The following is a 26,692-nucleotide window of genomic DNA, read 5'->3' as shown; positions in this document are numbered from 1 at the left end:
TATGTTAAAGCGGATCGCCATACCGGCATTGTTGTTGTTTTCAGCGCAGGCATTCGGCGCAGAGATGATTTATGCTTGGGGGGACGGCGATTCCCTTAGCAAGACATTGACTGCTGTAAAATTCACATTTGCACACGGCGACTTCGAGGGGCTTTTTAAATTCGTCCTCCTGATCGCCATCACAATGGCCCTCATATCCACCGCACGGCTCGGTATGAAAAGCGACATGCTCAGTCTCCCAAAAATGTTTGCCATGTCGATGGGTATTTCTACGCTGTTCATCGTATGGCGAATCGATACGGTCGTCAAGGACGTAAACACCAACCAGAATTATGTCGTCGATAGCGTCCCTTGGGCTGTCGCAAAACCACTTGTATGGTTTACCGGAGCGGAAAAGACGCTCGGCGAAATCATGGAATCGACGTTTGCGGTGCCGGGCGATCTGACGTATTCAAAAAGCGGTTTTTTGTCTCCCTTTGCCATTATGGACGGCGCGGCCAATGCGAAGATTGTCGATCCGTATATCTTCCAAAGCGTTGACAACTTCATCATCGATTGCGTGGCGCCCGACATCTCCTCTGGATACTATGACATCACCGCGCTGGCGAACTCGGAGGATTTATGGGCTGAGTTTGCAGATACCAACCCTGCCCGCGTTGTGTATTATTACGATCCTGCGACGCGACAACCTCAACTTGAAACGTGCCAATCCGCCTATAACCTGATAAACGGCAATCTGAATACCTATGCAAGCGGGGTTGGTATGACGTCGCTTGGGAGTATGCTAGGGGGATATACTGGGGCGCAGATCAGTTCGCTTCTCGGAACATCTTCTAACTACTTTATGGGGTATTCCAAATCGGCATCGAGTTTTCTTCTCCAATCGATCATGGTCAATCAGTTTAGTGAAACCTACAAGAACTGGGCGACTGTCAACGGAATGTCAAATGAGGCGGTCGCGTATGGTGTAGGTAAAGGGGAACAAACTGCACAAGCAAATATGGTAATTTCGGGAGCGCTTGGGAGTAAATATCTCCCCGTTATCAAAAGCATTCTCACGATCATCATCGTTGCGCTTACGCCGATTGTTGCATTGCTGCTGCTGACCCCATTGTTTTGGAAGGTTCTTGCCGGTTATCTCACTACATTGATTTGGCTTTCTTTGTGGCACGTCGGTGAGGTCATCCTCAATTTCTACATCCTCAATAAGGCGGCAAGCTACATCCAGGGCGTGACCGATTCAAACGGCGTTTATAATCTCGTTTCCAAGCCGGTTGTTGATGGAAAGTACATCGAGTATGTCAATATGGCCGCATCGATGTACTGGATGATCCCGACGATTGCAGGGGTGATCGTAGGTGGGTTCGGATGGATGGCGTTCCAGGGCATGACTGGTGGTATGACTGCGCGTGTTGCCAGAGGTGAAGGGGCATCTATGGAGGTTGGATCGGGTGAAGCGAAGCTTGGCAATATCACCATGAACAACGCCAGAACCAATCAGCAAAACTGGGCGGCAAATTCGTCTTTTGGACAGGGGACGAATATGAACAGTAGTTTTGGAATTGACAATGGTTACAATGAAAACAATAAAAATAAAGCAAGCACCCGTTCTCTGAGCGTCGGAGGCAAAACATATACTGGCGACATTAATTACGAAACTGATGGACAGGGAAATTACATTATTTCAAATATGTCGGCAATTGGTAATGACGGGAAAAGATATGACACAAAAGGAGGCAAGGTCGTCATGGATTCATCCGGCCATCTAATTAACGGAACACTGGTTGCTTCATGGTCTGACGACGGAAAGCCAATGTCAAGTGAAACAACCGCCGCGGGTGGAGGAATGCTTGCTACATCGGAAATGCTTGGAAACGGAAACACACTATCGTCCAACAATGCAGGTGGAAAACTCCAGTTCAAACTGTCCAATGATAATGGCAATCAGGTTGTATATGCGCCTGGATATGACTTGCGTGGTATTAAAGGCGCAGTGTCACTTGGGAATGAGGCGACAAGCACGGAGGAGCAGGTTAAGCAAGAGAATGAAAAACTCGCTCTACAAAAAGCGATTACGGCGCAACAGTCTGGAGAAAAGCTTGTAGGAACACAGGCGGAGCTTGTGGCAGGTGCAAAATTCGCGGCGTCGAGTGAAAATTCGACAGCCTCAGAACGCATAAAAGCAACAACCAGGAGCGACGTTGTTTCCGGTACCTCAAGTACCTTAGAGGCATATAGCCAGAAAAACGATAAGGCATTTGAGAAGGCAGAGAGTACCAAAGAGTCGGAAACCCGTCGCTTTGCAAACGGGACAAAGGTATCAGCAGCGGTTGAAAGTGATAAGGCATTGCTTGGCAAATTGGCTTCTGCTTTGTTTGGCGCGAAAGCTGGAGCTGAGGCAAGCACAAGCCTTGAAAATGCTTGGGTGGATGAGCATGGGGTTACAGTCACCACCAAGGATGGGACGACAATATCTCGGGATTACTCACAATCGTTTAAGCATGACGTGACAACATCCGTTGCTAATTCGGATACATTTAGTACAAAAACAGCACATACGGATAAACAAACTCGGACTGACGAGGTGGGGGCTTCCGCCAAGAAAAATATTGGAATGAGCTACAAAACAGGACTTACCGAGGAAGAAAAAGAGAGTTATACTGCCGAACTGAGCGCGGCATATTCTCAGAAAATGGCTAACAACACCAAGCTTTCCAGTGAGTCCAAATTTCTTGAAATTATGAGTGGGTTTTTTAAAGAAGAAGGCGCCGGATATAAATCCACACAATATGGAAATGGTGTTGAAGGACTTATGCAGGCATGGACGGCAAACGATCCTGAAGCAATCAAGAGAAGTGAAGAATACATACGGTCTAAGGCCGGGCTGGCAACCCCCGAACCCGTGCTGGATCAATCAACAAAGGCAGCAGTTGTAAAAGCAGGTGGACACGCACAAGGCGTCAGCACCATGCCAGAGGCGACTGCAATCTATGAAACCGCCGAAAAACTAAAGAACAGCGGAATGTCTCTTCCGGAGCTCAAGGGTATGCTCTCTCAATTTTCAGGCAACATTCAAGGCGCTGGTGGAGGCAGTGTTTCGAGTAATAGCCAGGAGGCGGCCGAACTACTAAGACAGATAAACGAACTAAAGGCCAGCAGTCCCGAAATGCTCAAGGAGTATATTTCACAATTGAACAAGGCTGCCGATACTGTTTATACGGGCAGTGTTACCAATCAGGCATTTAAGTATCCAACCTTTGATACGACTGGAGGCACATCGGCAATTGTAGATGTATTGGGAAACAACAAAAACAATAAGGGGACTGGCAGCACCATAGCGAACCCACCCGCAAGATAAAAAGGTTTTGCCAAATTAAGCATGAGTGGAATAAGGGCTGTCAAAGGAAAGCTCCGTGCTTCTGATGTGATAATCACTGAAGCCACCAGCGCCAGTGCCAGATGACAAAGAAAAATCACTTTCTTTGTCGTTTGTCTCATGGGCATCATATCTGGCTTTCATCGAGTTGATGCTAATCTCTACTTTTCCTACAATAAAAAGAGAAGCCAAATAAACAATAAACCCAACTACCCCTAAAATAGGAGAATTCTTAATCGCCCCTACGGACATAACTAGAAGCGAAACAAACATCACGAAAGATGAAAGCGATCTCAACAATGGTTTATCTTTCCCCCGAAGAATTTTTTTTGCAACAAAAAAGAAAGGTGTCATGCCCACCAAAATACCAAGATATTGCATGGTTTCTGAAAAAGTTTGGAGCACTTCATAAAGACCAACCGCAAATACGATGGCAATAAAGTTAATAACTGAGAATAGAACAATGTAGTCGCTTTTCAGAAACTTGCTCTCATTGGTTTTCAAAATATTCGCAGCAACCCCTACCGACTTCGCTCTCGCGCTCTGCGCCTGATCGAGCGTTACCAGCCCAAGATCGTAATCCTTCGCAATTTCAATAATCCGAGAATCATTGATGTCTTTAGCGCGATACCATTTCCGCGAAAGAGTATAAACGTGCGCACCGCTGTCGATTGAACCCTCCGTGAGAGTATCATTTTTCATTACGGGCATCCCAGTTTCAGGGAGAGTGTCGAGCGTCTTAAAATCGTTTTTATTGAACTGACGGAAGAACTCACGGGCGTTGTAGCCTTTTGATCCTTCAGCACCTTTGTTGCCGTCTAATTCGCGCAGAACGACATCAGATACGAACACATTATTCTGCTTATCGAGCATCGTGACGTTTTCAACTCCGTCGAGGACAATCGATGTATCAATGAGGACATTCTTCATGTAGCACCTCCTAAATCTTGTATAAATTATACCGAATAATATACATAATGTCAATATTATTTACATATTTATATTATTGTTTTTTTGTGGACGTTATACATATTGTCAAATAGATTATATCCGTGAATTTTGTAAAAAAATCAGCAATTTCCCCATAAGGAATTCAATGCGTACCATCACCCTTTCTTTAATGGCCTGCACCGTCTTGATTGCGGCCGATCCCGCTGCCGCTTCAAGGGGGTCAAATATTGGGAACACGGCTCTCGGAATCTTTGGCAGTAAGGACGGTGTAAACAATCGCCTTGCACAGCCGCTTATGAGCAAAACGCAAATGACGACCGTTGACGGGACAAAAAGTTTTGACGCGCAGATTCAATGTCCTGCAAGCTCCAAAAGCGTCGGGATCACTTTCATCCCCGCAGGCGGAAACGATTACCGCCTTATCATCAAACAAGACACGAATCTCGACGGGACGTATGATTATACATACGACACGAATTCGATCGGCAGGACGGTTTCAGGAGTTTGCACCAATGGGGTGCTGATGTGTAACCCAGCGGGTAGCTGGACGGATTGCAAGCCATACGTTTGGGACGCTACCAGCAACAAGCAAGTCAAACTGCGCGGTGTTACCGCCCAATCGACTGAACTCGGAGCTTGCTATTGCTCAAACGCATCCTGCGGGGTTTCCTCTCTCGCTCCTCAAATCTACGAAAACATCGGCGGCGGGATCTCTGCCGCGATCATGAAAAGCAACCCTTTGTTTTTACAGTCAAAAAGCGAATGGAGTTTCGCGGAAATGACCTATTTCCTATACGGGCAGGATAAAACGAATTGTACGGGTCTTGGGTCGTCTAACTGGGATAAGTACGGGGAAAAGAACCCAACGATCTATTACGAGGGACAGTTTCCACCAAGCACATCGATCGGCGATGTCGCCATTGAGCAAGGAAGCGACCCAACCAGCTATTATTCGATGATTAGCCATCAGAATGAGGTAGCCTACAATAATGCTGGGGACACGATCACGATGCCGTCAAAAACATCCTGTGTCGTTACAAAAACCCCAATCGCACAGCTTACAACCAAATCAACCACTTTATCAACCACCCAAAGCATCTGTACTGACCATGAACTTTGGCTCAAGCTGGTCTATAATAAAGACACAAGTGTATTTACATACGATATGGCTGGAGCTGCTCCCGGAAGCTATCTGCTGCCAAATGGAAACCCAAACACGATGGGGCATAACTGCGGAGGGGCTGGATGGCAAAATTTCATTACCAAAAATCTCAGCACAACGCTTGGTTTTGGCGGCGGGACCGTTCTCAACACATCTTATCGTGTAAATATGACGGTCACAGATGGAGGCGGGTGCAATGTTGGTGCAACCGGAACAGCGAACTACCTTGGAAACAATGGGGTCTCCATTGCAAAATGGTTCCAGAATTTATGTCCAGCGAGCGGAGCCCAAACACCCACGCTGGCCGTGTCGATTGATGTTAGCGCTGAAAAAGAGGAATTCAAACTCACCGAGTCAAATGGCTGTGCGACGCAGGAGGCAGACAGTACATGTCGAGTCGTTGACGAACAAATATGTGACCAAGGTGGGAGCAACTGTATATACACCATCAGAGATGGCGCCAAACAAACAACCATCCCGCAAAAGCGATGTTACTCTCATGACTCATCTATTGTCCCAACAACCCTCTGTGCCGACGGCAGCAACATTACGGCAGCAAACACAAGTGGAAGTGTTGTTCTTGGAAGTGGGGACAAATCATGGTTTTACATTAAAAGAACCTACGAATGCACCGCCAAAGACATTAACATCAACGCATCTGCCATGACCCGTGCCGCCGGTACCGCTTCAAAAACCGATCAGTCTGCGACATCAATGACCTATACCGATTTGGATGGCTCAGTTAAAACGATCAGCAACCTCCCCGGAGGCGACGACTGCCCAAATCCGGTATGCACCGTAAAGCGGCCGAAACAAAGTGCGGACCAGTTCGGCGACGGCACCAATCGGAGCCAAACGCCGGGCGGGACAACTGTTACCGAAACGATCATCAAAACCTGCACCAAATCCGGCAGCACGATGACTTGCCCCGTGGATGCCTCCTTGTCTGAAACGAAGGTGGAGGATTGCTCATGTACCGGAAGCTGGACAGGGTTTCAGCAGGCGGTCACAACGGTCGGTGCCGTCAGCGAGGCCGCAAAGGATCTTATATGTTCTCAAAATTAACCACCTTCATATTAATCACTATGACCCCGCTCGTTTTACAGGCGAACCCGTTTGTAGAAGCCGGAGAGCGATATGGGATCGACCCGTGGCTTCTTTATTCCATATCCAAAGTTGAGAGCGGAGGGAATCCTATGGCGATCAACAAAAACCGTAACGGCACTACTGATATCGGGATCATGCAGATCAACACGGTCCACCTCCCTACTCTCGCCAAATTCGGGATAACCCAGCAAAACCTTTGGCACCCTGAAACGAACATCAATGTTGGTGCATGGGTGCTGGCGGGGTGTGTGAATAAGCACGGATACACCTATAAAGCCCTCGATTGCTACAACGGCGACCGGACCGGCAGATATTCGCGTAAGGTGATGGATATGTTTAAAAAGGAGACTCGACGCTATGCTCAAAACTGATCTGAAAATAGCCATTTTGGGGTTGGCCATATCGACGTCGGCTCTGTCCGCACCTTTTCATTGCAGTAACAACGGCTTGACCTATTCGGTGCAAGCCATGTGTAACTCCGTCTGCGGAAAGACCTGTGAGGAAATGGACCCGAATCCGACAAATGCGGGGGCTTGTGATACCGCCAATTACGACGGATTCGTGAGTGACGGTTCAAAGTCCTACGGCATCAGCAAAACAACGAATTTCTGGACGTCATTCTCGAACCTCTCCGTGCCGAACGATTCGAACGAAAACGATCTCATCAAGGGGATTGTCGGATACTATGGAGTGAATGCTTGGATCGGCATTTATGATCCGCTCAAATCAAACAGCTACAACAGCGTCGATCCGAGCCGATTCAAAGACAAAGACGGCCTTGCGATTACGTTTTCAAACTGGGCGGCGGGGCAACCCGACAACAAAAATGATAGTGCCGATATCGGCGTTGTTCCAATCAACGGTGAGCATTGGGCTCGAATTGGAACGGATGGGAAATGGAGCGACGACGGTTACCACGCGAGCTACGGGGGAGATTACAAGGCAAAATTCAAAGCGATTGCAGAATGGAATGGCGAGCTTGCATGTGTCGCCGGAACGCCAAAGCCGACCACCTCAACTTCGACTGGGTATTGGTGTTCTAATGACAGCGGGCAGTTGGCGCAATGTGCGTATTCTACCGACTACACCTCAAAAACGGGGTCGTCTTATACTTATCCGGCGACAGCTTCAAGTGGATTGACGTGGGATGGATGCGAAGGGGGAATTACCGCCTATGCCGAAGGAGGCGGGGATAATTGCTACCCCCATTCGGCGGCAGGCTATTGCGCCTCGAAGGGCATGCGGCTTCCAACATTGGGCGAAACTACTGCCGGGGGCGGCCCTACTCCCTCATGTCCCTCGGGAGGATGGACTTCCAATAAGGTCTATTACAACTATGGATGGGTTAATTATATTTGGAGCGGGGCAAGATACATGCCCTATAGTGATAATAACGGCGGATCTGGTTGCGGTTCTTTTGTTGGGATTCGTTGCGTCAAAAACACAACAACCTACTCCTGCCCTTCCGGCGGCACTCTCTCCGGCACAACGTGTACCGTAAATACTCTTGCGTGTCCGACCGGATACACCGCAACAACCGGGGCGGAAACCGCATTTGGCGAATGCAAAAAGACCGTCGGGCCGAATTGTCCGCTTGGAAATTTTCAGTGCGTCAACATATCAGGGGGTGTAGAAAACACCGACACGACCGAGGGGCAGACCGATAAGCAAAACGACGGACAAGTTGACTCATCTGGAAACTGTCTTGGGACTATCTACATTTTTAATGGTCAGGACCACAGATGCAGAACATCAGGAATTCAGACAGGCTATACCGACTGCTGCCAAAAGGGAACCACATGGTTTGGTCTTGGCCAGTGTCGCGAATCCGAAAAAACGCTTGGAAAGTTGCGGGAATATGGTGAGCTTGATGGGAACTGCCATTACGTTGGAGACTACTGCGCAGAAAAATGGCCGCTGATCGGATGCGTGCAGAAGAAAAAAACGTTTTGTTGCTTTTCCTCTCCGCTCGCACGGATCATTCAAGAAGGCGGAAGACCTCAACTTGGGATAGCATGGGGGTCCCCACAAGCGCCGAATTGCCGCGGGTTTACCCCGGAAGAATTTCAGAAGATCGATTTCTCAAAAGTGGATTTCAATGAATGGATTGAGTATGAAGTTGTGCCAAATATCCAAAACAACGTCGTCGGCGATCTTCAAAACGTCATCAACAATGTTGACACAAACCTGGCACCGTAAGGTGCCCCTCCCCTATTTCCTCGTTACGCCCATTTCTCTTCCTTTGCCGGATCAAGAACTGCTTTAATTACCGATTCCTTTGTCGCCTTGGCATACACCGTCGTGGTTGTAATACTCGAATGCCGAAGCGCATCTTTGATGTCAACCAGATCCACACCTCGCGACGTCATCCACATAGCAAACGTGTGTCGAAGAATGTGTAATCCATCGTGCCGCACCCCCGCGTGACGATAGAGAGTCGATGCAACCTGATAGGCTCCCTGTCGCGTCATGCGTTTGCCGGAGCGTGTCTGCATAATGTATTCGTCCGGTGCCAGGGCGGCCACCTTTTTAAAATATTCCAGCTCATCCTCGATCTTTCTTGAATCGATATGTGCTTCTTGAAATATTCCCCCCTTCGCAAACACTTTGATTGCAAAAGTGTCGTCGCTCGATCTGGAGATATCGGACAGTTTCACTCCGAGGGCTTCGGATATCCTGAGACCGGCGAAAAGCATCAGCCTGATAAGGAGAGAGTCGCGGTACGATCCGTAATCGCCGGATTTGCTTTTTTGGCGTTCGAGAACCGAGATCAACGACGACACTTCTTGCGTGGTGAGGTAATCTATCTTCCCTTCCGGTTTTGTATCGTTTGCGATTCGGATGTTTTTGAAAAAACGCTCAAAGGTGACAAGCTCATCGTTGTTGTCGCTGATAAAGGTAAAAAAAGCCTTTACCGCCTTTAAATATGTCTCTTTTGTCGATTTTGACAAAATATTACCGTTTAATGCACTCTTTCCTTGCTTTTCAGCTTGTTCTTCCATCCATCCGAGAAATCCAGTGAAGTGATGCGCCCTTATGCCTACAATCATAATATCTTCTTGATATTCGTGCATATACTCAATAAACTGTAATATAGCTCTGTTGTATAGCTCTAGTGTGTTATTAGAGTATGAAAGCGCCTTTATATGTCTAATATAAGCTTTATGCCATCGGTTTAGATCGGCTATAAGATCGTCTGTTTCGAGCTTCATCGCCTATTTTCCCCTTTTTCTTTGGTTTTCATATTCATACTGTATAGTATGTATAGTATATCCCACAACGTTTGTCATTGTTCAAAAAACAAAAAGCGCTATTATGGAATAACCGTTATGAATAGTATGATATTCTATATTGTTTGTTATGTATTGTCAATGGCGTTTATTGTGTTGACAGTCAATTTATATACGATATAATAATACATATATTGATAAAGGGGTTTTAAATGCCAAATATCGACGATATTCCTGAAATTCAAAACGGAACTGATGAAACTGCTGATTGCGGCGACTCGCAAGGCAAAGTTGAACGCAATAGCAGAAAAAGTGAAAATGGCGTTGTAAATAAGCGTATTGACTTCGAAGCCAAATCATTAAAGCGTATTGAGATGATGATCCCCGCTTTTCGCGATGAAGTCGGGTCAAATGCTTCCGCCAATGATGTAATGTCTTATATCGTTGGAAAAGGGATCGATGCTCTTTTTGATGGCGAGTTCAAAAATAAACTGGAAGAGATGTAATGATCTCGGTAGTTTTTTCAGTCAAGCCCAAGCGCATTACTGAGGAAGTCATCAGAAAGTCATTTGGGTATTACACCAATGCGGACGAGTTGGAGCAGTATATTGAACGCGATCTGCTCTTTCTTCGCGACATCCAAGATAACATCCTCGACCGATACTTCAATGAGAACAAATTTATCGTCTCATATCTGAATGATTATGACATAACCCAATGCGAGGGAGAGAGCGACGAATACAGCCTCACGACGGTAATTTCGCAATATCGCGATCACTGTTCCGATCCTCTGCATGTTCGTCGGATTGCCGAGACGGCCGAAGAGGGTGTGCTTTATGAAAATATCGAGCCTCTGTACGAGTGCTACAACATCGAACGCGAAATAAACAATTTGCCAAAAGGCACGGCATAAAGAGCTACCAACGCAAGTTTTTTGAATAGGAAGAGAGCTACCAAAAACTTCTCCAAAAAAGGAGCTTGCAATGCAACGGATCACACTTCATCGGATTACAGATCAGGGCCATACCCGATACTATCGGGTTGAACTCTTCGCCACCCTCTTCGGCGAATATGTCGTAGAGCGCGAATACGGTGCGACACGGAACAAGTCGGCCACCGGACAAAAGAAGACTGAATACCACTCGCTTGAAGAGGCGAGGAGCGCCTTTATGGTGGTGGTTGGAGAGAAAAAAAAGAAAGGATACACATGAAAAATAATACAAAAAGAGACTATTTCCTTGAGCACGAAGAAGAAATTGCCGAGATCGCGAAGAAATATGGGGCACGCGGGGGCCTATTGACATTTAATGAATTTGTTGAACGGCACAAAGACTGCAAGCTGAATTATCAGGATTTTATGTATTGTGCAAGAAAAAGCGGGCATATAGCCAACATACTTAAACTCAAGAGAAGCGGGTTGGCCGAAAAGAACGATAATGCAAGCAAAGAGCAGCAAGCTCCATCTGATGCCAAAGAAAACCTTCGTGAGATGATCTTGCTCAACAAAGACAAGATCGCTGCGGCTTCATTCCAAAAACTACACCGCCTGTCCAATGCAATAGTCCAAATGAATGCCGTCAATATGGAAATTTTTACACCATTTCTTTCAAAGAAATATGGATCAGAGGTGTTAAACAACTATATCGATGCTGTCAACGATATAAATGAAGCTTGCATGAAGGCTTCCGCTCGATCTACCGGCTTCCCGGCATCACTGGTGCCGGCGCAAGCACTTTTCCTTGGTGCGTTTGGAATCGGACTTAATCCCCACATCCTTCTTGCTGTTTTAGCAATCTACGGTAGCCAAATAAACGAAGATGTTTACGGGGATGAGTTGCTCTTCGAGTCTCTCGGGGAAGGCTTTGAGCAACGATTTGAAAATGCGGTCGAGCAGTTTCATGATGCAGTACAATACACCGAGTTTACAGCACTTGACTTGGAGCAATTGGCTGAATTACTTTGAGGACAAACAAAGAAAAAAGAGGTTTAGATGAAAACGAAAACAGTTCAATATGCGTGTGCAAAATTACCAATCTACAAAAAAAAGTTCTTTGGTCTTTATAAGGGTGAAAAAATTGGAAGCAAACCCGCCCTTGCCGATGCTCGAAGAATTAAATATCGTCCAGGTGAATCCACCCTCTTTATTTCGACCGCACGGACTGGAAAAACCACCGCAATGGCTAGATGGGCAATGGAGTTGCTCGAAGAAAAAAAGCCTTTCGTTTATTTCTTGACAAGCTGGCACATTACTGAACACAGTGATGGGCGAGTGCTGATTCGGTGTGGCAATGAAGAAGGGATCAACTTCCAAGATATATTTTTGCCAATAGGAGAGTTTAAAGCCGATGGTATGTCTGCTTTGATTAAGATAGAGAAGGAGGTTAATATCGTTGAAGAAGCCATCGATGCACTTCAGAAGGCGGTTTATGCCGGATACCACGTCTTTGTAGATGAAAATATTTTCACAATGGAAATGCTTGAGTATCTTTCAAAAAATGAATACAATAAATATACAGTCGCCTTGCAAAGTCTTGCGGACATTAATGGCTATTTTGGGGATAGCAATGTAATCAACCCTGACTGGATTTTTCTTGGCAGATCCAACGACCTCACTGCGCTTAAAAAGTTTTTGAATATTTATGGCAAATACGAACTTGATGATCATAGCGAAACAATGCGTCTTGGTGTTGGTAAATTTATGGTATTTAAAAAATATCTTATGACACCAGAACATAAACTTCTAATGGCAATTAAAAAGATCGAAAAAGAAGGCAAGCAGTGAAGCTAACAACAACCCGCACCTCCATTAAAATCAATTCCAGATCCTACCACCTCGACTCTTTTTATGTCGAGATGGTCTCGCACAAAGAGTTCGGGGCTCCATACTCCGAATTCACAGAAAAAACCAACGCTCTTATCCGTTCAATCGTAGGCGACAGATCGGGCTTAAAAGTGGCACAAATACATCAGCTTCTCGTCCTTTATTGCCTGCCGGAAAAACTGCAAAATTCACTTGTAAATTCGCCCTAAATGGTTGCATGTATGCAACTTTTACGCTAAAATAAACACAACTTTCAAGAGGATAACAGCATGGTATCAGAACGCATTTTAGGACTAGACATCACCAAAAAACGGATCGGTTGGGCGCTGATCGATTACAACCCAAATGACAACACAGAAAACATTCTCGTCGATTGCGGTGGATTCGACTTTAACGCCGGAGAAATTCCCAAAACGGGCGAATCGCCAAACAAACCACGGCGTGATGCCCGCATTGCGCGTCGCACCATCAAGAAGCGTCGCCGTCGCAAAGCCGCCCTGCTCAAGCTTTTTACCGAGAAGGGTCTTATTGATACCCGCGACACCGACAAGCTGTTCCGCAACCGCTTTATCGTCTCACCCTGGGATCTTCGCGCCAAGGCTCTCGATGCCGTATTGACCGGCGAAGAGCTTGCCCGCGTGCTCTATCACATCGGCGGCAAGCGCGGGTATCAGTTCACCAGGGCCGAAGAGATGGATGCCAATGACGGCGAAAGTGGAAAGCTCAAAGAAGGCGGCCGCGCTCTTGCGCTGGCAATGGAGGAGGCCGGATCGCGCACGATTGGCGAATACCTCTCGGCACTGGAGCGAAAACGCAACCGTCCACAGCTCAACGAGAAAAAAGGGGTCCTCGAATCGGTCTACGACCGCTCTATCCACCGCTCACTGCTTCGCCGCGAAGTAGAGACCATCTTTGCCGCCCAGCAGGCGCTTGGTTCAACCATTGCGACAAACGAGCTGAAGAGTGCATTCGAAGAGATCGCGTTCTTCGTGCCCGATCCGCAGAGTACCGAGCGGCTCCTCGGCAAATGCACCTTTTTCCCAGACGAGACCCGCGCTGTCAAAGCCTCGCTCGATGCCGAGGAGTTCGTCGCCCTCACCCGCTTCATCAACTGTGTCATCGAAATGCCCGGAATCGGGAACGAAAAGAAGCTCACCTCTTTTATCGGCCTCGATGAGCTGATGGGGATGGCCAAAGAGAAGCCCTCGATTTCGCATGCCGATATCCGCAAACTTCTCGGCCTTGGTGATGAATGGACCTTCAAGGGGGTCAAGTACGACACCAAAACCAAAAAAGCCTCCAAGAAAGTGGCCAAGGCAAAAGTCGGCCTTTTTGACGAATCCGCCGATGAGCCGCAAGAAGAGATCGTTCTCGACTACAAATACGAGAAAAAACCTCTTGTCGAGATGAGAGCCTATCATCTTCTCAAAAACGCCCTTGGAAGTTATTTCGGAGAGGTGGAGAAGGTTTACAACCGCGTCGCGTTTATTCTGACCGTGGAGCGCGGCGAAAACCGCATGAGAGATCGTCTCGGGAAGCTCGGATTGGGCGATGAAATCGTCGAGATTCTGATCAATGCGGCCGACCCAAAGGTGTTCAAAGAGACCATCAATATCTCGCACAAAGCCCTTGATGTCATTCTCCCACAGATGCGCGAAGGGAAACGCTACGATCAGGCGGCGCTGGAGCTGGGGATGCCTACGTTCTCAAAAGACCGCTTCCTTCCTGCGCTGGAGAAAACCCACATCGAAGTCAACAACCCGATCGTGCTGCGTGTCGTCTCTAAGCTCCGCACCCTCGTCAACGAGATCATCCGCTATCACGGACAGTTTCACAAAGTTCATATCGAGCTTGGGCGTGACATGAATACCAAGGCCGAACAGAGGATTATCGATTCGGCACAACGCGAGCGTGAAGCCCAGAAGAAAATCGCCGCCGCGAAGATCAAAGAGCTTTTTGGTGACTCGATCCAGCCGACACGCAAGAACGTCGAGAAGATGATGCTCTGGAGCCAGCAGAACGAAATCTGCCTCTATACTGGGGAGCGCATTTCGATCGAGCGCCTGTACGAGGACGGCTATGCGGCGATCGACTATATCCTGCCGCGCTCACGAAGCTTCGATGAGAGCTTCGGGAATATGGTCCTCACCTTCACCAAAGAGAAGCATGAGAAGGCCGATAAAACGCCTTTTGAATGGTTTGGTGACAATGGGGATAAATGGGAGTCGTTTAAGTCCCTGCTCTCTTCTCCTGCGTTCTATGCAAAGCTTGGCCGCGGGAAAGTCAACCGCCTACTCAAAGAAAACTTCAATGGGCAAAGTGCGGGCGATGCGGCGTCAAAACGCCTTGAAAATTCCCGTGCCTATGCTGCGAAGGTAATAAAGGAACTCTTCGAGGAGTACCTTGATATGCCAAAATCCCCCCTCGGTGGAAAGATTCAGGTCTACACCCGTAACGCATGGCTCACCGCAGAACTTCGCCGTCAATGGATCGGATATGAAGCGCAGCATGAATACGACGATCGTATGGGTGTGCTAAATGCTGTTCTCGTCGCATTTAGCACACAGGGGATGATCCAGTCGCTATCGCAGCACTTCAAGTGGAAAGAGACGCAGTGGGAAAAAGAGAAAAAATCGTTTGATCTGCCGTATCCATCTTTCCGTAAAGATGTCGCCGAGCTGCTTAAGCATGATCGGACGGAAGCGGATAAAAACGGCGTTATCCGTCGGCGTTTGCTGATTTCACATGCACCACATCGTCCAACAACGGGCCAGGCGCATGATGCGACCGTGTTAAGCCCAAAAGGATTGAAAGATACTAATGGTTTTGTCCGCGTAAGAAAAGGTATCGGTGTATGTAAAACACCGGACATCGCGAGAATCGATGTTTACCGTGTTGATGATAAAAATGCTTTCCAGATTCTATCCCCGGCAGATATGGCCAAGCCATTCAGCCAAAAAGCGGCCAATAAAGATGGGGTCATTGATCATGAGCGCGCGGAATTTCTCTTTTCGCTCACCACTTCCGAAAATAATTTGATCGGTATTGTTGGTAAAGACGGTAATGAACAGGTGGTTTGGTTAAGCTCGATGGCCCGCAGTTCTTATCAGGCCACGGCGTATTACCCGGATGGCAGAAAATGGCAACCCGTATTAATTTCCCCAGTAATCCATAAATACACCGTCAACGCGCTCGGTTTTTATAATCGTGTTAAATCCGAAAAACTGCAAGAAACAAAAGTCAAAAAGAAGTAGCAAATGGGCTGGCGCATCCTCTTTTTTTCCGAGCCAAGCAAAATCAGCCTGGTATACAACAACGTGGTTGTCGAAAAAGATGGTCGGAAAGCTCTATTTCTTTCGTTGTCCGACATCGATGCTGTTGTGATCGAAAATCGGCAAATATCTATCACGTCCGCCCTGCTTGGACGCTTCGCAAGCGAGAAGATTTCCCTCATTGTGGTGGACGAACACCATCAGCCCTCCGGCATCCTCAATCCCATCGGTGCCAATGTGCGCCATGCACAGTTTGCAAAGGCGCAATTGCTGTTTCCTGAAGAGAAAAAAGCCGCGCTTTGGCAAAGTATCATCCACCAAAAAATCACAAACCAGGCCAAGGCTTTGGAGTTTTTTGGGCACGAAAAAGAGTCCAAAGAGCTCTTTAATATCTCCGAAGCAATTGCCATCGACAATGCGATACAGACCGAAGGATATGCCGCTTCATTGCACTTTAAAACACTTTTCCCAAAGTTGATTCGCAAAAGCATGGAGATTGACGCGAGAAACGATGCTCTCAACTATGGCTATGCCGTTCTTCGTGCCGCAATTCTCAGATCAATCGCCGCGAGCGGTCTGCTTCCAGCTGTTGGAATTTGGCATTCGAGTGATCTGAATCCCGGCAATCTTGCTGACGATATCATTGAGCCATTTCGGCCAATAGTGGATGTTGTTGTGCGGGAGATGTTTGCAGAAAAACCTGATCAGCCAACAATCTATAAAACGGAAAAGCTGAAGTTAGTCGGCATTTTACAAGAGAAGATTTTGATTGATGGGAAGGCGCTTTCCGTGTCTGATGCCATTGGTGTTTGTGTCGATTCGCTGCGAAAATGCTATATAAGCTGCGAAAATGTGCTGAAGTTGCCTAAAATAGAGGGTTTTCGGTAGAAATTTGGCTACCGTACTACCTTCTCACTTTTAAATACGGTATAATCGCTCAACCGTTTATGCCAATATCAAGAAAACCGTACTACCTTCTCACTTTTAAATACGGTATAATGCATGGCGAATCATTATGGAGGAATTGCGTACCGTACTACCTTCTCACTTTTAAATACGGTATAATCTCACCTCTAGCAATAACCGAATAACAAGACCGTACTACCTTCTCACTTTTAAATACGGTATAATAGAGCATATTCTTCTATTCCAAATTCACTAACCGTACTACCTTCTCACTTTTAAATACGGTATAATCTTGCGAACGATCACGAGATAGCACTTGAGACCGTACTACCTTCTCACTTTTAAATACGGTATAATTGCGCTGATTCTACAGAGTGCTGCGATTTATACCGTACTACCTTCTCACTTTTAAATACGGTATAATTATTTAAGTAAATTGTTCACAAAAGATAGACCGTACTACCTTCTCACTTTTAAATACGGTATAATACTTTACGTGTTTTAGATTCAAAAAAACACACCGTACTACCTTCTCACTTTTAAATACGGTATAATCAACGAAGGATCTCCGTGAGAACGCGGATACCGTACTACCTTCTCACTTTTAAATACGGTATAATACGCTCAAATGGCGTTCGATCTTGACTGAGACCGTACTACCTTCTCACTTTTAAATACGGTATAATTACGAAGTGTTTTTGAATGACACCATACGAACCGTACTACCTTCTCACTTTTAAATACGGTATAATATGTTCCCTTGCAATTTCTCGGGCCAATTGACCGTACTACCTTCTCACTTTTAAATACGGTATAATAATGGTCGTGAATCCGAGTTTGACATTTGCACCGTACTACCTTCTCACTTTTAAATGTTGACATTGATTGAAAAAATCGATAAAATAATTTTTGTATTTAAACGTGAGAAGGTAAATACGACAATGACCTTCGGGTCAGAAGAGCTCTAACCTACGGGTTATCTCTTTTCTTCAAATTACAAATCCAAAATCCCCTGCTTCCCAATTTTTTCCACCTCCGTTTTTTCACCAACGACAATTTCCATCCGTTCGTAGAAGCTGTTCGGCACCGGCAGCACCCGCACGCTTCCTTTTTTTGGCACATTTTGTTTCACGCGGCGCATATATGTTTCGATACACTCTCGTCCTTTACAGATCCTCATATAGACCGACCACTGGAGCATGTCAAATCCATTTTTGATCAAGAATGAGCGAAATTTTGCCGCCGCCTTTCGCTGCTTCTTCGTACCGGTTGGCAGGTCAAAAAAGACGAGAATCCTCAAATATCTACTCTCTATTGCCCTGCCCCGCCGTCCGGGCCTCCAACTGCCTCTATAACGCTCTTGGTGGCTTCTGCCTGCACCGTATCGACGGTCTGCACCACCTGAGCACTCGCTTCGCCCCTTAGCGTATCAAAAAGACCGGGGTTCATGTAGAAATACCCCCCGATCGCCAAGATAATGAAAAAATACAGCTTGCCCATTTTAAAACACCTCCGCTTCTGTTTTCGAGCTTTTTGAAACCCTCTCTTTAAAGGCTCCAAAAAATCCGAAAGAGTGTAGCCCTGACTACGCAAGGCTCATAGGTAAAATCCACACTTTTTTGACAACCGGAACATATTGCGGAGAACGCAATATGTCGCCATCATCCTCACCCCACAACTGCAACCCCCCACGAAAATGTTGAAAATCCGATATAGGCTGCCGTCACACCGATCATGGCAAGCGCGGCAAAGCGAAAGACGAAGCCGTTTGGCTTTGCATCTAATTCCACTTGCACAACTGCCGAACGGCGCGGCTGAGGTTTGCGTGCATTGAGGGCGGCTTGCGTCCCGAAGTAGTCTGGTGTGGTTGTTCTTGCATCGATCAACATAGGAATCCCCTTGTGTGTAGTAATGGTGGCCGAATGGCCCCGTTGAACACTCCAAAGAATGCTCAGGGAGGGACATCCGACCAACACGCAAGGCCGCCTTATTGGCTCACATGGAGCGCTCTATTCGGCGGATACCGGAGTCAGGTATGGATCACTATGCCTTTCTTGCCTCTTCCAGGATCTCGGTGAGGTGCTTATTCCAAACACGCTCCTCCTCGTCTGGATCTGGTATTTCGTTTTCAAACTCATCAGCCGGGTCAAAATGCCCGCGAGCCAGAGGTTCTTTGTTTCCGATGATTTCGATGCTGTCGATCTCTTCGTCATAGCGGACGTCACCACTGTCGAAAACCTCCCACACACAATCGTGATCGTATGTGACGGTAATGCGAATAAACTTCCCTGATTGCTCATCGTGGAAGCCAGTGACACCCCAATCAGAAGAGATGCGGTTCATTAGTGTTTGGAAATCCATGTCACACCGCCCATACGCCGCGTTTGACGTTGGTGAAGTGGATCTGGAGCTGCTGCCGAATTTTCGCCTGCCAGTGATTGTTTTTGGCAATCAGCTCGCCGGCGATTTTTTCAACTTCTGCGTAGATCGATTTCAACTCAGCGGTTCCGCCGAGCTTCATCAGGGCGATTCGGATAACCGAGCGCCATGTTGCCGCGATCTGCTTCTTGATCTCTTTTGCAGTATCCCACGCAACCGCATAAAGCGATTTTGCAGTCTTTTTCCAGAGAATCAGGTATTCATGCTCAATGGGGATAAACTTCCCGCTGTACTGCGTTCTGTTGCTCACCATGTTGTTCTGCACTTTGATCACAACATTCAGCAATTCGTTTTTCGGCATCATCTGAATGAAATCAGATTGGAAGGAACGGTATTCGCCGTTCTTTCTCATATCGCCGATTAACGTGGCGTAAATGCCTCCATCGCGAGTCGCCTCGCGCTGGTTCAAGAGCATTACTTGGGACTTCTCGATGAACTCATCAACACCGCAAAGCGATGTATCACCAGCCACCGGAGTATTTCCCCAGACAGCTCCGCTGTATTGGATCATCTGCCCATAAGGCGGATGAGAAAAACAGATATCGGCCGGGCGCGGCAGCTGACTCAGAACAAAGTCCCGAGTAAAGTCGTTGCCCTTATGCAGGTCGAGACCAACATACTGAACGCCCATATCCAGGCATACATCGCCGCTCGTGCCGCTTCCTTCGCATACGTCAACAAAAAGTTTCGGCTGGAAGTGCTCGATCAAATCGACAATGATGTGTCCAGACGTGTTTCCACGCCAACTTGATTTTCCCCATTTCCCGCGATCGGGATAATTTACAACTGATTTCATTTGGTAGCTCCTGTTGAATTGTTTTTTATGCCGCCAAGGCGGCTTTGATTGAATGCGCAACCTGTCTCCATCCCGAAGCCAGAACCCCGTTGCCAAGAACATGACACGCAGCTGTGAAGCTGTCCGGGAGGATGTAATCCTCGCTCAGGCCGTGTATTCTGGCGATTTCTCTGGCCGTAAACAGCCGGAAGAGCTCGGTATCTGGATCTGGATGGGCAAGCAGTGGCTCTGAGACGCGACACTTCGCATAACCAGCCCCAAAGGTTCCGGTAATCGTGTCATCGTAACGGATTACATTCATGGTGAAGTTTCTGCCTTCTGCGAGGTTTTTTTCCTCTCTGGCTTTGTAGTTTTCAAAAGCTTTCCACTCATGATCTTCCACATTGCCTTCGATGATTGAACCGATCGTTTTGGGTTCAAGGGGTTTGAAGATGAATTTAAATTTTTCTACAACCGTTGCCACCATGCAGTAGCGCCGCCGTTTTGACATGGCATTGAGCTCTTTCCCGTCCACGAAGTTTTCATGGATGGTATAGCCAAAATCTTCGAGCACCGCTTTTAGAAAGTCGGCACTGTATGAATTGGCAAAGCCTTCTACCTCTTCAATCAGCACGGTGTGAGGTTCGACCGCTAATACCGCCTCGATGACTGGAAACACCAACTGGGGCAAGGCCTCATCTCTGATTGCCGCTCCGGTTTGCTTTCGCTTGGTGACACCCTGCTTTGAGGCAGATTGACACGGAATCCCTGCCACCAGAACACCCGCCTGCGGTAAACGCTTGCGCATGTCGATCTGATTGACCGGAGCCTGTATCACTTTGCAGTCAGGGAAATTTGCCCGGTACGTCTCAAGCACGTTGATAGAGTGGTATATTCCCTCTTCCTCTTTTGTTTTATTGATGCTGTTTTGCTCAACGTCCATATCGACCGCGCATATCGGCGTAAACCCTGCATCCATCATCGCTGATGATAGGGTCCCGCCACCGCAGTACAGCTCTACGAACGTCGAATCGTTTTCTTTTGCCTTTCGTCGGGCGTTTTTGAGCATCTTTGCTCTATCGGACGCAGACACGACGATGCAATCCTGCGACACCTCGATATGGACGTGACCGACCCCTTCGAACATCTCCTTGATCTTGACATTCTCGATGTCAATGATGGGGCGTTTTTCAGTTCCGGACACGGTGCGCTCGCCGATCACCGAAGATTCGATGATGATTTGGGCATTTTCCATATCATAGGTGATCATGTAGGCGGTTGCCTTCTCAAACCCGTATTTTGAAAGAATTTGGCTTTGACACCAGATCCGGCGGGTATTTGGGCGCGCCTTGTTTGCGCCGACTTTAAGTACGATTTCTTCTTTCATGGTAGCTCCTGTTTTTGTTTTAATAGGACGCAAAAAGCTTGATCATTTTTCGAGCTTTTCTTTCTGCGCCATTTTGTGTTCGCGAGTACCCACCGTCGCAGATGTACCCGGCCGAGTTTCGGACGGTAAAGCACCAGCGGGATTTTTCTTGGGCTATCTCAAATGAGTAGCCAAGGAAGTAGGTTTTCATTATATGCACCTCAGTATTTGCTGCTAACGCAATGTCCGTGGGACCATTTCCATTCTTGGAGCTGCTCAAGAGTAACATCCGGGAAATCCCGTTTGTATTGCTCAACCAGATCGATCAGCGTTACCGCCTCTCCTTTTCTCGGGCCGTCTTTATGAAGCTTCCCGGAAACACCAAGATTTCGTTCCGCGCTTGAGTGCGCATCAAGTTTTTTTTGCTCGTATTCCGCCCATTCGTGAAAACGATCCGGGTAGCTGTGGTACATCCACAACAACTCCATCCCATTGCATCCGTAAGGGCAGAACATACAATTTGAGGGCATCGGCAACGGATAGCCGAGCGACTTGATATATGCCTGACAGCCAGAGCGGTCCAAGCCGACATCGATCAGCGGATATTCCACCGTGATCGCCTGCTTTTTCCACAGAGCCGTTTCGGCTTCGGCGTCAGCCACGCGGGATTCCTCCCCTTTGGCGATACCGACAAGCCACCGGATCTTTCCGTAATACTTGGCAAACTGGACGTAAGCCTGCTTGCGGCCGTTATTGCGGATGCCTTCATAGCGTTCTGCAATCCAGTCCTCTACAAAACGATATTGCGGGACCAGTTTGAGGTTGTGGGTGCATGTTTTTGGATAGGCCACCGAACCGATTGTTGGTGTGCCGCATTCCCATTGATGAGTCAAAGATTGCCATGTCTCACCGTGGTATCCCATTTCTGGCACGATGTGGACGAACTCAATCCCATGCTCCCTGCAAAACGGAATAGTGACATCCCGCATGTAGTCATAGGTATGCGGATGCTCATTGCCGGTTTCGGCGAAAAGCACCAACAGTTTGTGCGGAGCGTATCTGGCCTTAAACACCGGATCATGCACGATTTTAAAGAGGATGGCGTGGCTATCCTGGCCAAGCCCCATAGAGAGGATGGTGAGGTCGGAGAACGTCTCCCGAAAATCAAGCCGCAGAGAGTTCATTGCTTCCCCCTTTGCTGGCAAAAAGAGCCTCAATTTCGGCTTTCACCTTTTTTAGACTCTCGATCATCTCCAGTTTGAAACGTTCCTCGTTTTTCAAAGCCGTTTTGTAGGCTAACGCCGCTTGGGCGCAAATTTCGTATGCTAGTGAGTTCATGGTAGCTCCTAAAGAGAAAGGCACGCCAATCCCTTTCGGGAGGCGGCCAGAATTGACCAGCTCCCGTTCGGAGCAACTTTTATTTGAATTCTTTTAAGGTCTTCATACAGCGCCCCCATCAATGGAGTTGCCGCAACCTTTACAGTTGCCGATCTCGTCAAAGTGCATATCCATTTTACAGGATGGGCACCATGATTTCTCCTCTTCTTCTTCTTCCTCTTGGCAGTCCGGGCAAAGCCCTTCATCGTCAAATTCAGATTTATGAAAAAGACCGCAACAGTCATTGCAAAGCTTCATCCCCGTGAGCGCGCAAACACCTTTGTACAATTCAGGATTTTCGTCTCTCATCCGCTCGTAGTCGTCTGCCTCAAGGTCCTCAATGTGACGGTAATCATTCCATCCACACATAGCCTCAAGGCCGCGCACAAAAGCAGCCCATTCAACCTCTGAATCAAACTCGTAAGTCCCCAGATTTGAGATATTTCCGTCGCAGTAAATTGCTTTGGCATCCTTGATAAGTGCATGAAGCACTTCATATTTTTCATTTAGCATTGGTAGCTCCTTTACCTCTGAAACAACACCATGAGGATTTAGAATTTTGTGGTGTTGAGTGGATTTTGCGATCCAGAAAAAGAGCTACATTACCCCCATTGGGAGTTTTGAGGCTCCCTCTCTGGGTGGCAAATGCAAGTTTTTTGATGTAGAAACCCCTTCCCGATTTCTCGGGCCTCAGTAGGAAAAGAGGTTAAAAAGGGGATTTTTTAGCTGTGTGCAGGTTTGCGGCGGTGATGTTTCTTTTTGCTGTTAAAGTACATGCCAATCAGCAGTACCGAACCGATGAGAATCATCGGGATAGCAATCCAGTCAATCAGTTGCATGACATCTCCTTATTTTGCCAGCTTCAAGACGAAGCCGATCGTAAAGACGATTATACCATAGAGGAAGAGCTTGAAGATGGTCACATCATCAAGTTTATCGTCTTTGATAAAGAAATATCCGATAACGCCTGTGGTAAACATCACAACGCCCGCCTCATACATCAAGTCACCAAAATAGGCGACAATGTTTCGGCGAACCGCTTTGCGATACAGTCGCAATCCTTTTATTTTGAGTTTTCGTATAAAGCGCATAGCACCTCCTTTGTGCCTATACCCCATGAATCGGGATAGCGTTGTTTCTGAGACGCTGCAACGCCGGGACATCCGTTTTCGGAGTAGAACCAGGATAGATCCCGCTTTCCCATGCGTCACGCAGAGATTTTTTCCACTGTCGTCCGTTGGCCGCGATGAAGCGGTTTAGGGCGATATTGTATTCGTAGATGGTTTTACCTACCTCAATGGTCTCGCGGCGATCAAGCGCGAGCTTTACGCCTGCTTCATCACCTTTTTTCGCCTTGTCTGGCGAAGCGCAGAGATAGGCTCTGTTTTTATAGAGATCATGCACAACGATCATTTCGCACCTCAATTCCCTTGGCTTTCAATAATCCAGCCAAAGAAGAGAACCCGTTGGCTCTCGTTTCCATCAAGATGGCGACCGTGTTTTGCACGAACCAGTTGATTCCAGCCTTGTCGAGCATTTCTGCCCAGCGCATAGCATCGAACGACGCGTCGTTTTCGTGGTAGTAGGTCCAGATATGATATTTGAACCCAAGCAGCATGTTGAACTGCTCTTCTGTGATTGAAGTAATCATTTGTGGTGTGCCTCCAAGCACGATGCGACCTCAAGGATCTGATGAAGGAGACACAATACTCCCCTGCGGGAGATTGTTCTCCCAATAAGGGGTTATGATTTACGCCGCGAAAAGTCCGCCGAGTTTGGCATCTTCCTCGCTTTTATTCTGTTCAGGTTCAGTCACCGCATCGATTTCAACGATGTCCACCAACTCTTCATCCAACACCGGGACCGCATCCGCTTCAGTTTCTACCTCGAAAGGTATCTCTTCGCAAACAACGGCACTGTCAAAACTGACAACCGGCTCAGATTCGATTTCGATCTCAGGTTCAGCCGCAGGAGATGCAGGCAAAAGGTTTCCGACGTGTGATGGAAGCATCTGATAATTGGAATTCCAATACTCATTTGCCTCTTCCGCAGTAATGTCGAATTCTTCCGCCGCTTCTGCCGGTGATTTAATCCATCCACGCAAGCGACCTACTTCGAGGTTTAGTTTCTTGATGAATTTTTGGTTCAGCTGATAATGCACATTTCCATTTTTAAAACCTTTTACAGTCGTGAAAATGTCATCTTCAATTCGGACGATTGATCCGTGGTAGTATTGACCGTCAATCAGATACTGCATCCACTTTTTACCGTTATCTTCCGTCTGCTCATAAACCTCATCAATTCTTCCAAGATGCGTTTTGGTTCCTTTAGTTAGTTTTCTGTCGCCCGGCACTTTGAAATAGACGAAATCTTTCTCTCCCAGGCGGACTTTATTCATAAACCCATCAATTGAGAATCCAAGATTTTTTGCCACAATAATCAGATCATTAATTCTAGTGATCTGCTTAACCGAAAGCACATTATCTCTGCTCTCCCAATACTCCGGGTAATCGTGAAGCACGATGCGATAGTCAAGGGCATATTTAATCCCTTTTTTATCCAAGTCACTACGACAATATCGAAACGTGTCTTTCAGAAAGTGTTGATTGGATTTATAGAATTTCAAACCCTCTTCAGAAATGAACTGATCATACACTTCAATCATTTGTTGATCAAAGTATTGGTTTGCGTTCTTAATAGCCCAGATCACTACCGAATAGACGTTTGTTGCCGTGAAATCGATACTGGTGTTCGCCATAAGCGTTTTCAGCATCGAATCTCTTGAGCGGCTTGTCAGGCGGCTTGTAATCTGTTCAAGGTTTTCAAAGATTTCTTCCCAATACAACACCTTCAGGCCGGAAATTTTCTGTTTCAGTCCATCCTTGAGAGCGCCGACTTTTACGCCGAGCTCTTTGAGGATATCCGGATCGAGTTCCGTGACCTTCTTGTAGTTGCCAATCAGATGCTCCAACTCATGGTTGTAAAGCTCGACCAGGATAGTCACCAGATCGCGCCCGCTCACCAGAGCGTTTCGCACCTTCTCTTTATGGGAAGCTTTCTGCCCCTGACGCTTGGTGTAGTCGGTTTCGTAGCCATCGCTGGCTTTGTCTGCCTCAACACTGAACGTTTCGTTAAACCACAGATCGAATGGATCGACATGGGCTTGGGCATCATGATATTTGGAGTATTTCACTGCCAGTTCAACTTTCAGCAAAGAGACTTTCGCTCTTGCTTTGCGGTCTTCGCTGTTGAGAAAGTCAAACGAACCAACAAGTTTAACCGTAGCCTTTCGGGCTTTGAGTGCTTGCAGGACCGATTTGTTTTTACCCCAGCGCTGCGGAATGACCAGATACACATAGTCGGCGTTCGCCTCCTTGATAATCCGTTCGGTCCACTGCGCGTATTGTGAATACGGCGGGTTACAAAATACGATATCGGCCCGCTTGTCGATCAGAGTGTTTTCGTTGAAATCGGTCCCCACGACGAAGACGTCGTTAGGCATGGCATCGATCAGCGTTTGAGACTTTTCGATTGCCATGTATTTTGAGATATGTACCTGATTCGGCCGCTTCTCATATCCGTCGCGGATAGACTTGCTGCCGCCTGCATGGTAATAGTAATCGTCGAGGTCCGGTTGTTCGTCGGCAATTGCTCTGATCGTTGAAAAGAGTTTGCAGTTTCCTGCACCGATATCGAGGATGGAAACGTGTTTCCGTTCGCATCGATAAACACTCTCGTCTTCTCTCTCTTCGCCGCGGATGTCCCAGTACATCGCCTCAATGATCTCTCTCGTGGTTGGATACCACTCAAAATCCTCGTTTGAGGCTTTGAGTTGATCAACGATTTGTGTGACTGACATTTTTTTATCTTGATTTTTCATGGTGGTAGCTCCATTTTTTGAAAGTATTTT

At 47.2% G+C, this 26,692-nt stretch carries 26 protein-coding genes and 1 CRISPR repeat array; of the genes, 11 read left to right on the top strand and 15 right to left on the bottom strand.

Going from position 1 to position 26,692, the window contains the following annotated elements:
- Nucleotide 1 precedes the first annotated feature (1 nt).
- A complete protein-coding gene (locus tag E0765_RS07290) occupies nucleotides 2-3,358 on the top strand; it encodes a conjugal transfer protein TraG N-terminal domain-containing protein (RefSeq protein WP_132812571.1) in 3,357 nt (1,118 codons plus the stop codon).
- A gap of 15 nt (nucleotides 3,359-3,373) precedes the next feature.
- On the opposite strand, the gene E0765_RS07285 is transcribed toward E0765_RS07290, so the two are convergent.
- Nucleotides 3,374-4,306: a PIN domain-containing protein gene (locus E0765_RS07285; RefSeq protein ID WP_132812570.1), complete on the bottom strand. Its 933-nt coding sequence runs from the start codon at nucleotides 4,304-4,306 to the stop codon at nucleotides 3,374-3,376.
- A 166-nt stretch (nucleotides 4,307-4,472) separates the two neighbouring features.
- On the opposite strand from E0765_RS07285, the gene E0765_RS07280 reads away from it, so the two are divergent.
- From E0765_RS07280 to traN, 3 genes are read left to right on the top strand one after another with little or no spacing between them, the layout of a single operon-like run.
- Nucleotides 4,473-6,554, top strand: a complete 2,082-nt coding sequence (locus E0765_RS07280) for a hypothetical protein (RefSeq protein WP_132812569.1) — start codon at nucleotides 4,473-4,475, stop codon at nucleotides 6,552-6,554.
- Nucleotides 6,539-6,967 carry a lytic transglycosylase domain-containing protein gene (locus E0765_RS07275; protein ID WP_165921710.1) on the top strand — a complete coding sequence of 143 codons (429 nt, stop codon included), beginning with the start codon at nucleotides 6,539-6,541 and terminating at the stop codon, nucleotides 6,965-6,967. The genes E0765_RS07280 and E0765_RS07275 overlap by 16 nt, the downstream gene beginning before the upstream one ends.
- Complete coding sequence (traN, locus tag E0765_RS07270) at nucleotides 6,954-8,795, top strand: conjugal transfer protein TraN (RefSeq protein WP_132812568.1); 1,842 nt, start codon at nucleotides 6,954-6,956, stop codon at nucleotides 8,793-8,795. Before E0765_RS07275 ends, traN begins: the two co-directional genes overlap by 14 nt.
- Before the next feature lie 23 nt (nucleotides 8,796-8,818).
- Here the strand turns inward: traN and E0765_RS07265 are convergent, their stop codons facing one another.
- Nucleotides 8,819-9,808, bottom strand: a complete 990-nt coding sequence (locus E0765_RS07265; RefSeq protein ID WP_132812567.1) for a tyrosine-type recombinase/integrase — start codon at nucleotides 9,806-9,808, stop codon at nucleotides 8,819-8,821.
- Nucleotides 9,809-10,038: 230 nt separating this feature from the next.
- Between E0765_RS07265 and E0765_RS07260 the strand changes: the two genes are divergently transcribed.
- From E0765_RS07260 to cas1, 7 genes are all read left to right on the top strand, one after another.
- Complete coding sequence (locus E0765_RS07260) at nucleotides 10,039-10,332, top strand: hypothetical protein (RefSeq protein ID WP_132812566.1); 294 nt, start codon at nucleotides 10,039-10,041, stop codon at nucleotides 10,330-10,332.
- Nucleotides 10,332-10,739, top strand: coding sequence for a hypothetical protein (locus E0765_RS07255; protein ID WP_132812565.1), 408 nt, complete (start codon nucleotides 10,332-10,334; stop codon nucleotides 10,737-10,739). Before E0765_RS07260 ends, E0765_RS07255 begins: the two co-directional genes overlap by 1 nt.
- Nucleotides 10,740-10,809: 70 nt before the next feature.
- Nucleotides 10,810-11,037, top strand: a complete 228-nt coding sequence (locus E0765_RS07250) for a WGR domain-containing protein (protein WP_132812564.1) — start codon at nucleotides 10,810-10,812, stop codon at nucleotides 11,035-11,037.
- Nucleotides 11,034-11,789 (top strand): hypothetical protein, encoded by a 756-nt coding sequence (locus E0765_RS07245; RefSeq protein ID WP_132812563.1) that lies wholly within the window; start codon nucleotides 11,034-11,036, stop codon nucleotides 11,787-11,789. Before E0765_RS07250 ends, E0765_RS07245 begins: the two co-directional genes overlap by 4 nt.
- 27 nt (nucleotides 11,790-11,816) lie before the next feature.
- A complete protein-coding gene (locus tag E0765_RS07240; RefSeq protein WP_132812562.1) occupies nucleotides 11,817-12,608 on the top strand; it encodes a hypothetical protein in 792 nt (263 codons plus the stop codon).
- Nucleotides 12,609-12,916: 308 nt separating this feature from the next.
- Nucleotides 12,917-15,901, top strand: a complete 2,985-nt coding sequence (cas9, locus tag E0765_RS07235; RefSeq protein WP_132812561.1) for a type II CRISPR RNA-guided endonuclease Cas9 — start codon at nucleotides 12,917-12,919, stop codon at nucleotides 15,899-15,901.
- Nucleotides 15,902-15,904: 3 nt separating this feature from the next.
- Nucleotides 15,905-16,807, top strand: a complete 903-nt coding sequence (cas1, locus tag E0765_RS07230) for a type II CRISPR-associated endonuclease Cas1 (protein ID WP_132812560.1) — start codon at nucleotides 15,905-15,907, stop codon at nucleotides 16,805-16,807.
- A gap of 10 nt (nucleotides 16,808-16,817) precedes the next feature.
- A CRISPR array of direct repeats spans nucleotides 16,818-17,709; the repeat unit is 36 nt; unit sequence ACCGTACTACCTTCTCACTTTTAAATACGGTATAAT.
- Between the two features lie 110 nt (nucleotides 17,710-17,819).
- Here cas1 and cas2 read toward each other — a convergent pair.
- The 13 genes from cas2 to E0765_RS07170 all read right to left on the bottom strand — a co-directional run bounded on the left by cas2 (nucleotide 17,820) and on the right by E0765_RS07170 (nucleotide 26,662).
- Nucleotides 17,820-18,125 (bottom strand): CRISPR-associated endonuclease Cas2, encoded by a 306-nt coding sequence (cas2, locus tag E0765_RS07225; RefSeq protein WP_132812559.1) that lies wholly within the window; start codon nucleotides 18,123-18,125, stop codon nucleotides 17,820-17,822.
- An 11-nt stretch (nucleotides 18,126-18,136) separates the two neighbouring features.
- Entirely contained in the window at nucleotides 18,137-18,325 is a 189-nt protein-coding gene (locus E0765_RS07220; protein WP_132812558.1) for a hypothetical protein, read from the bottom strand.
- 167 nt (nucleotides 18,326-18,492) lie between these two features.
- Nucleotides 18,493-18,714, bottom strand: coding sequence for a hypothetical protein (locus E0765_RS07215; RefSeq protein WP_132812557.1), 222 nt, complete (start codon nucleotides 18,712-18,714; stop codon nucleotides 18,493-18,495).
- 154 nt (nucleotides 18,715-18,868) lie between these two features.
- Entirely contained in the window at nucleotides 18,869-19,186 is a 318-nt protein-coding gene (locus E0765_RS07210) for a hypothetical protein (protein WP_132812556.1), read from the bottom strand.
- Between the two features lies 1 nt (nucleotide 19,187).
- The gene (locus E0765_RS07205; protein WP_132812555.1) at nucleotides 19,188-20,060 is read right to left on the bottom strand and encodes a hypothetical protein; all 873 of its coding nucleotides are present in this window, start codon (nucleotides 20,058-20,060) and stop codon (nucleotides 19,188-19,190) included.
- Nucleotides 20,061-20,085: 25 nt separating this feature from the next.
- Entirely contained in the window at nucleotides 20,086-21,426 is a 1,341-nt protein-coding gene (locus E0765_RS07200) for a DNA cytosine methyltransferase (protein WP_132812554.1), read from the bottom strand.
- Between the two features lie 200 nt (nucleotides 21,427-21,626).
- The gene (locus tag E0765_RS07195; RefSeq protein ID WP_132812553.1) at nucleotides 21,627-22,589 is read right to left on the bottom strand and encodes a hypothetical protein; all 963 of its coding nucleotides are present in this window, start codon (nucleotides 22,587-22,589) and stop codon (nucleotides 21,627-21,629) included.
- Nucleotides 22,570-22,743 (bottom strand): hypothetical protein, encoded by a 174-nt coding sequence (locus E0765_RS12525; protein WP_165921709.1) that lies wholly within the window; start codon nucleotides 22,741-22,743, stop codon nucleotides 22,570-22,572. Before E0765_RS12525 ends, E0765_RS07195 begins: the two co-directional genes overlap by 20 nt.
- Before the next feature lie 102 nt (nucleotides 22,744-22,845).
- Entirely contained in the window at nucleotides 22,846-23,295 is a 450-nt protein-coding gene (locus tag E0765_RS07190) for a hypothetical protein (RefSeq protein WP_132812552.1), read from the bottom strand.
- A gap of 335 nt (nucleotides 23,296-23,630) precedes the next feature.
- Entirely contained in the window at nucleotides 23,631-23,873 is a 243-nt protein-coding gene (locus E0765_RS07185) for a hypothetical protein (RefSeq protein WP_132812551.1), read from the bottom strand.
- A gap of 16 nt (nucleotides 23,874-23,889) precedes the next feature.
- Nucleotides 23,890-24,195, bottom strand: coding sequence for a hypothetical protein (locus E0765_RS07180; protein ID WP_132812550.1), 306 nt, complete (start codon nucleotides 24,193-24,195; stop codon nucleotides 23,890-23,892).
- The gene (locus E0765_RS07175) at nucleotides 24,179-24,433 is read right to left on the bottom strand and encodes a hypothetical protein (protein WP_132812549.1); all 255 of its coding nucleotides are present in this window, start codon (nucleotides 24,431-24,433) and stop codon (nucleotides 24,179-24,181) included. The genes E0765_RS07180 and E0765_RS07175 overlap by 17 nt, the downstream gene beginning before the upstream one ends.
- Nucleotides 24,434-24,532: 99 nt before the next feature.
- Entirely contained in the window at nucleotides 24,533-26,662 is a 2,130-nt protein-coding gene (locus E0765_RS07170) for a DUF4942 domain-containing protein (protein WP_132812548.1), read from the bottom strand.
- Nucleotides 26,663-26,692 lie beyond the last annotated feature (30 nt).

It is taken from the genome of Sulfuricurvum sp. IAE1, assembly GCF_004347735.1.
In the GTDB taxonomy this organism is placed as follows: domain Bacteria; phylum Campylobacterota; class Campylobacteria; order Campylobacterales; family Sulfurimonadaceae; genus Sulfuricurvum.
The sequence above is the reverse complement of the archived record's forward strand: the minus strand, read 5'-3'. Positions and strand labels throughout refer to the sequence as shown.

What these genes read in the sequence shown, in the direction of transcription:
- E0765_RS07290 (WP_132812571.1), top strand. Translation starts at nt 2, where the DNA reads ATGTTAAAGCGGATCGCCATACCGGCATTGTTGTTGTTTTCAGCGCAG.
- E0765_RS07285 (WP_132812570.1), bottom strand. Translation starts at nt 4,306, where the DNA reads ATGAAGAATGTCCTCATTGATACATCGATTGTCCTCGACGGAGTTGAA.
- E0765_RS07280 (WP_132812569.1), top strand. Translation starts at nt 4,473, where the DNA reads ATGCGTACCATCACCCTTTCTTTAATGGCCTGCACCGTCTTGATTGCG.
- E0765_RS07275 (WP_165921710.1), top strand. Translation starts at nt 6,539, where the DNA reads ATGTTCTCAAAATTAACCACCTTCATATTAATCACTATGACCCCGCTC.
- traN (WP_132812568.1), top strand. Translation starts at nt 6,954, where the DNA reads ATGCTCAAAACTGATCTGAAAATAGCCATTTTGGGGTTGGCCATATCG.
- E0765_RS07265 (WP_132812567.1), bottom strand. Translation starts at nt 9,808, where the DNA reads ATGAAGCTCGAAACAGACGATCTTATAGCCGATCTAAACCGATGGCAT.
- E0765_RS07260 (WP_132812566.1), top strand. Translation starts at nt 10,039, where the DNA reads ATGCCAAATATCGACGATATTCCTGAAATTCAAAACGGAACTGATGAA.
- E0765_RS07255 (WP_132812565.1), top strand. Translation starts at nt 10,332, where the DNA reads ATGATCTCGGTAGTTTTTTCAGTCAAGCCCAAGCGCATTACTGAGGAA.
- E0765_RS07250 (WP_132812564.1), top strand. Translation starts at nt 10,810, where the DNA reads ATGCAACGGATCACACTTCATCGGATTACAGATCAGGGCCATACCCGA.
- E0765_RS07245 (WP_132812563.1), top strand. Translation starts at nt 11,034, where the DNA reads ATGAAAAATAATACAAAAAGAGACTATTTCCTTGAGCACGAAGAAGAA.
- E0765_RS07240 (WP_132812562.1), top strand. Translation starts at nt 11,817, where the DNA reads ATGAAAACGAAAACAGTTCAATATGCGTGTGCAAAATTACCAATCTAC.
- cas9 (WP_132812561.1), top strand. Translation starts at nt 12,917, where the DNA reads ATGGTATCAGAACGCATTTTAGGACTAGACATCACCAAAAAACGGATC.
- cas1 (WP_132812560.1), top strand. Translation starts at nt 15,905, where the DNA reads ATGGGCTGGCGCATCCTCTTTTTTTCCGAGCCAAGCAAAATCAGCCTG.
- E0765_RS07220 (WP_132812558.1), bottom strand. Translation starts at nt 18,325, where the DNA reads ATGGGCAAGCTGTATTTTTTCATTATCTTGGCGATCGGGGGGTATTTC.
- E0765_RS07215 (WP_132812557.1), bottom strand. Translation starts at nt 18,714, where the DNA reads ATGTTGATCGATGCAAGAACAACCACACCAGACTACTTCGGGACGCAA.
- E0765_RS07210 (WP_132812556.1), bottom strand. Translation starts at nt 19,186, where the DNA reads ATGGATTTCCAAACACTAATGAACCGCATCTCTTCTGATTGGGGTGTC.
- E0765_RS07205 (WP_132812555.1), bottom strand. Translation starts at nt 20,060, where the DNA reads ATGAAATCAGTTGTAAATTATCCCGATCGCGGGAAATGGGGAAAATCA.
- E0765_RS07200 (WP_132812554.1), bottom strand. Translation starts at nt 21,426, where the DNA reads ATGAAAGAAGAAATCGTACTTAAAGTCGGCGCAAACAAGGCGCGCCCA.
- E0765_RS07195 (WP_132812553.1), bottom strand. Translation starts at nt 22,589, where the DNA reads ATGAACTCTCTGCGGCTTGATTTTCGGGAGACGTTCTCCGACCTCACC.
- E0765_RS12525 (WP_165921709.1), bottom strand. Translation starts at nt 22,743, where the DNA reads ATGAACTCACTAGCATACGAAATTTGCGCCCAAGCGGCGTTAGCCTAC.
- E0765_RS07190 (WP_132812552.1), bottom strand. Translation starts at nt 23,295, where the DNA reads ATGCTAAATGAAAAATATGAAGTGCTTCATGCACTTATCAAGGATGCC.
- E0765_RS07185 (WP_132812551.1), bottom strand. Translation starts at nt 23,873, where the DNA reads ATGCGCTTTATACGAAAACTCAAAATAAAAGGATTGCGACTGTATCGC.
- E0765_RS07180 (WP_132812550.1), bottom strand. Translation starts at nt 24,195, where the DNA reads ATGATCGTTGTGCATGATCTCTATAAAAACAGAGCCTATCTCTGCGCT.
- E0765_RS07175 (WP_132812549.1), bottom strand. Translation starts at nt 24,433, where the DNA reads ATGATTACTTCAATCACAGAAGAGCAGTTCAACATGCTGCTTGGGTTC.
- E0765_RS07170 (WP_132812548.1), bottom strand. Translation starts at nt 26,662, where the DNA reads ATGAAAAATCAAGATAAAAAAATGTCAGTCACACAAATCGTTGATCAA.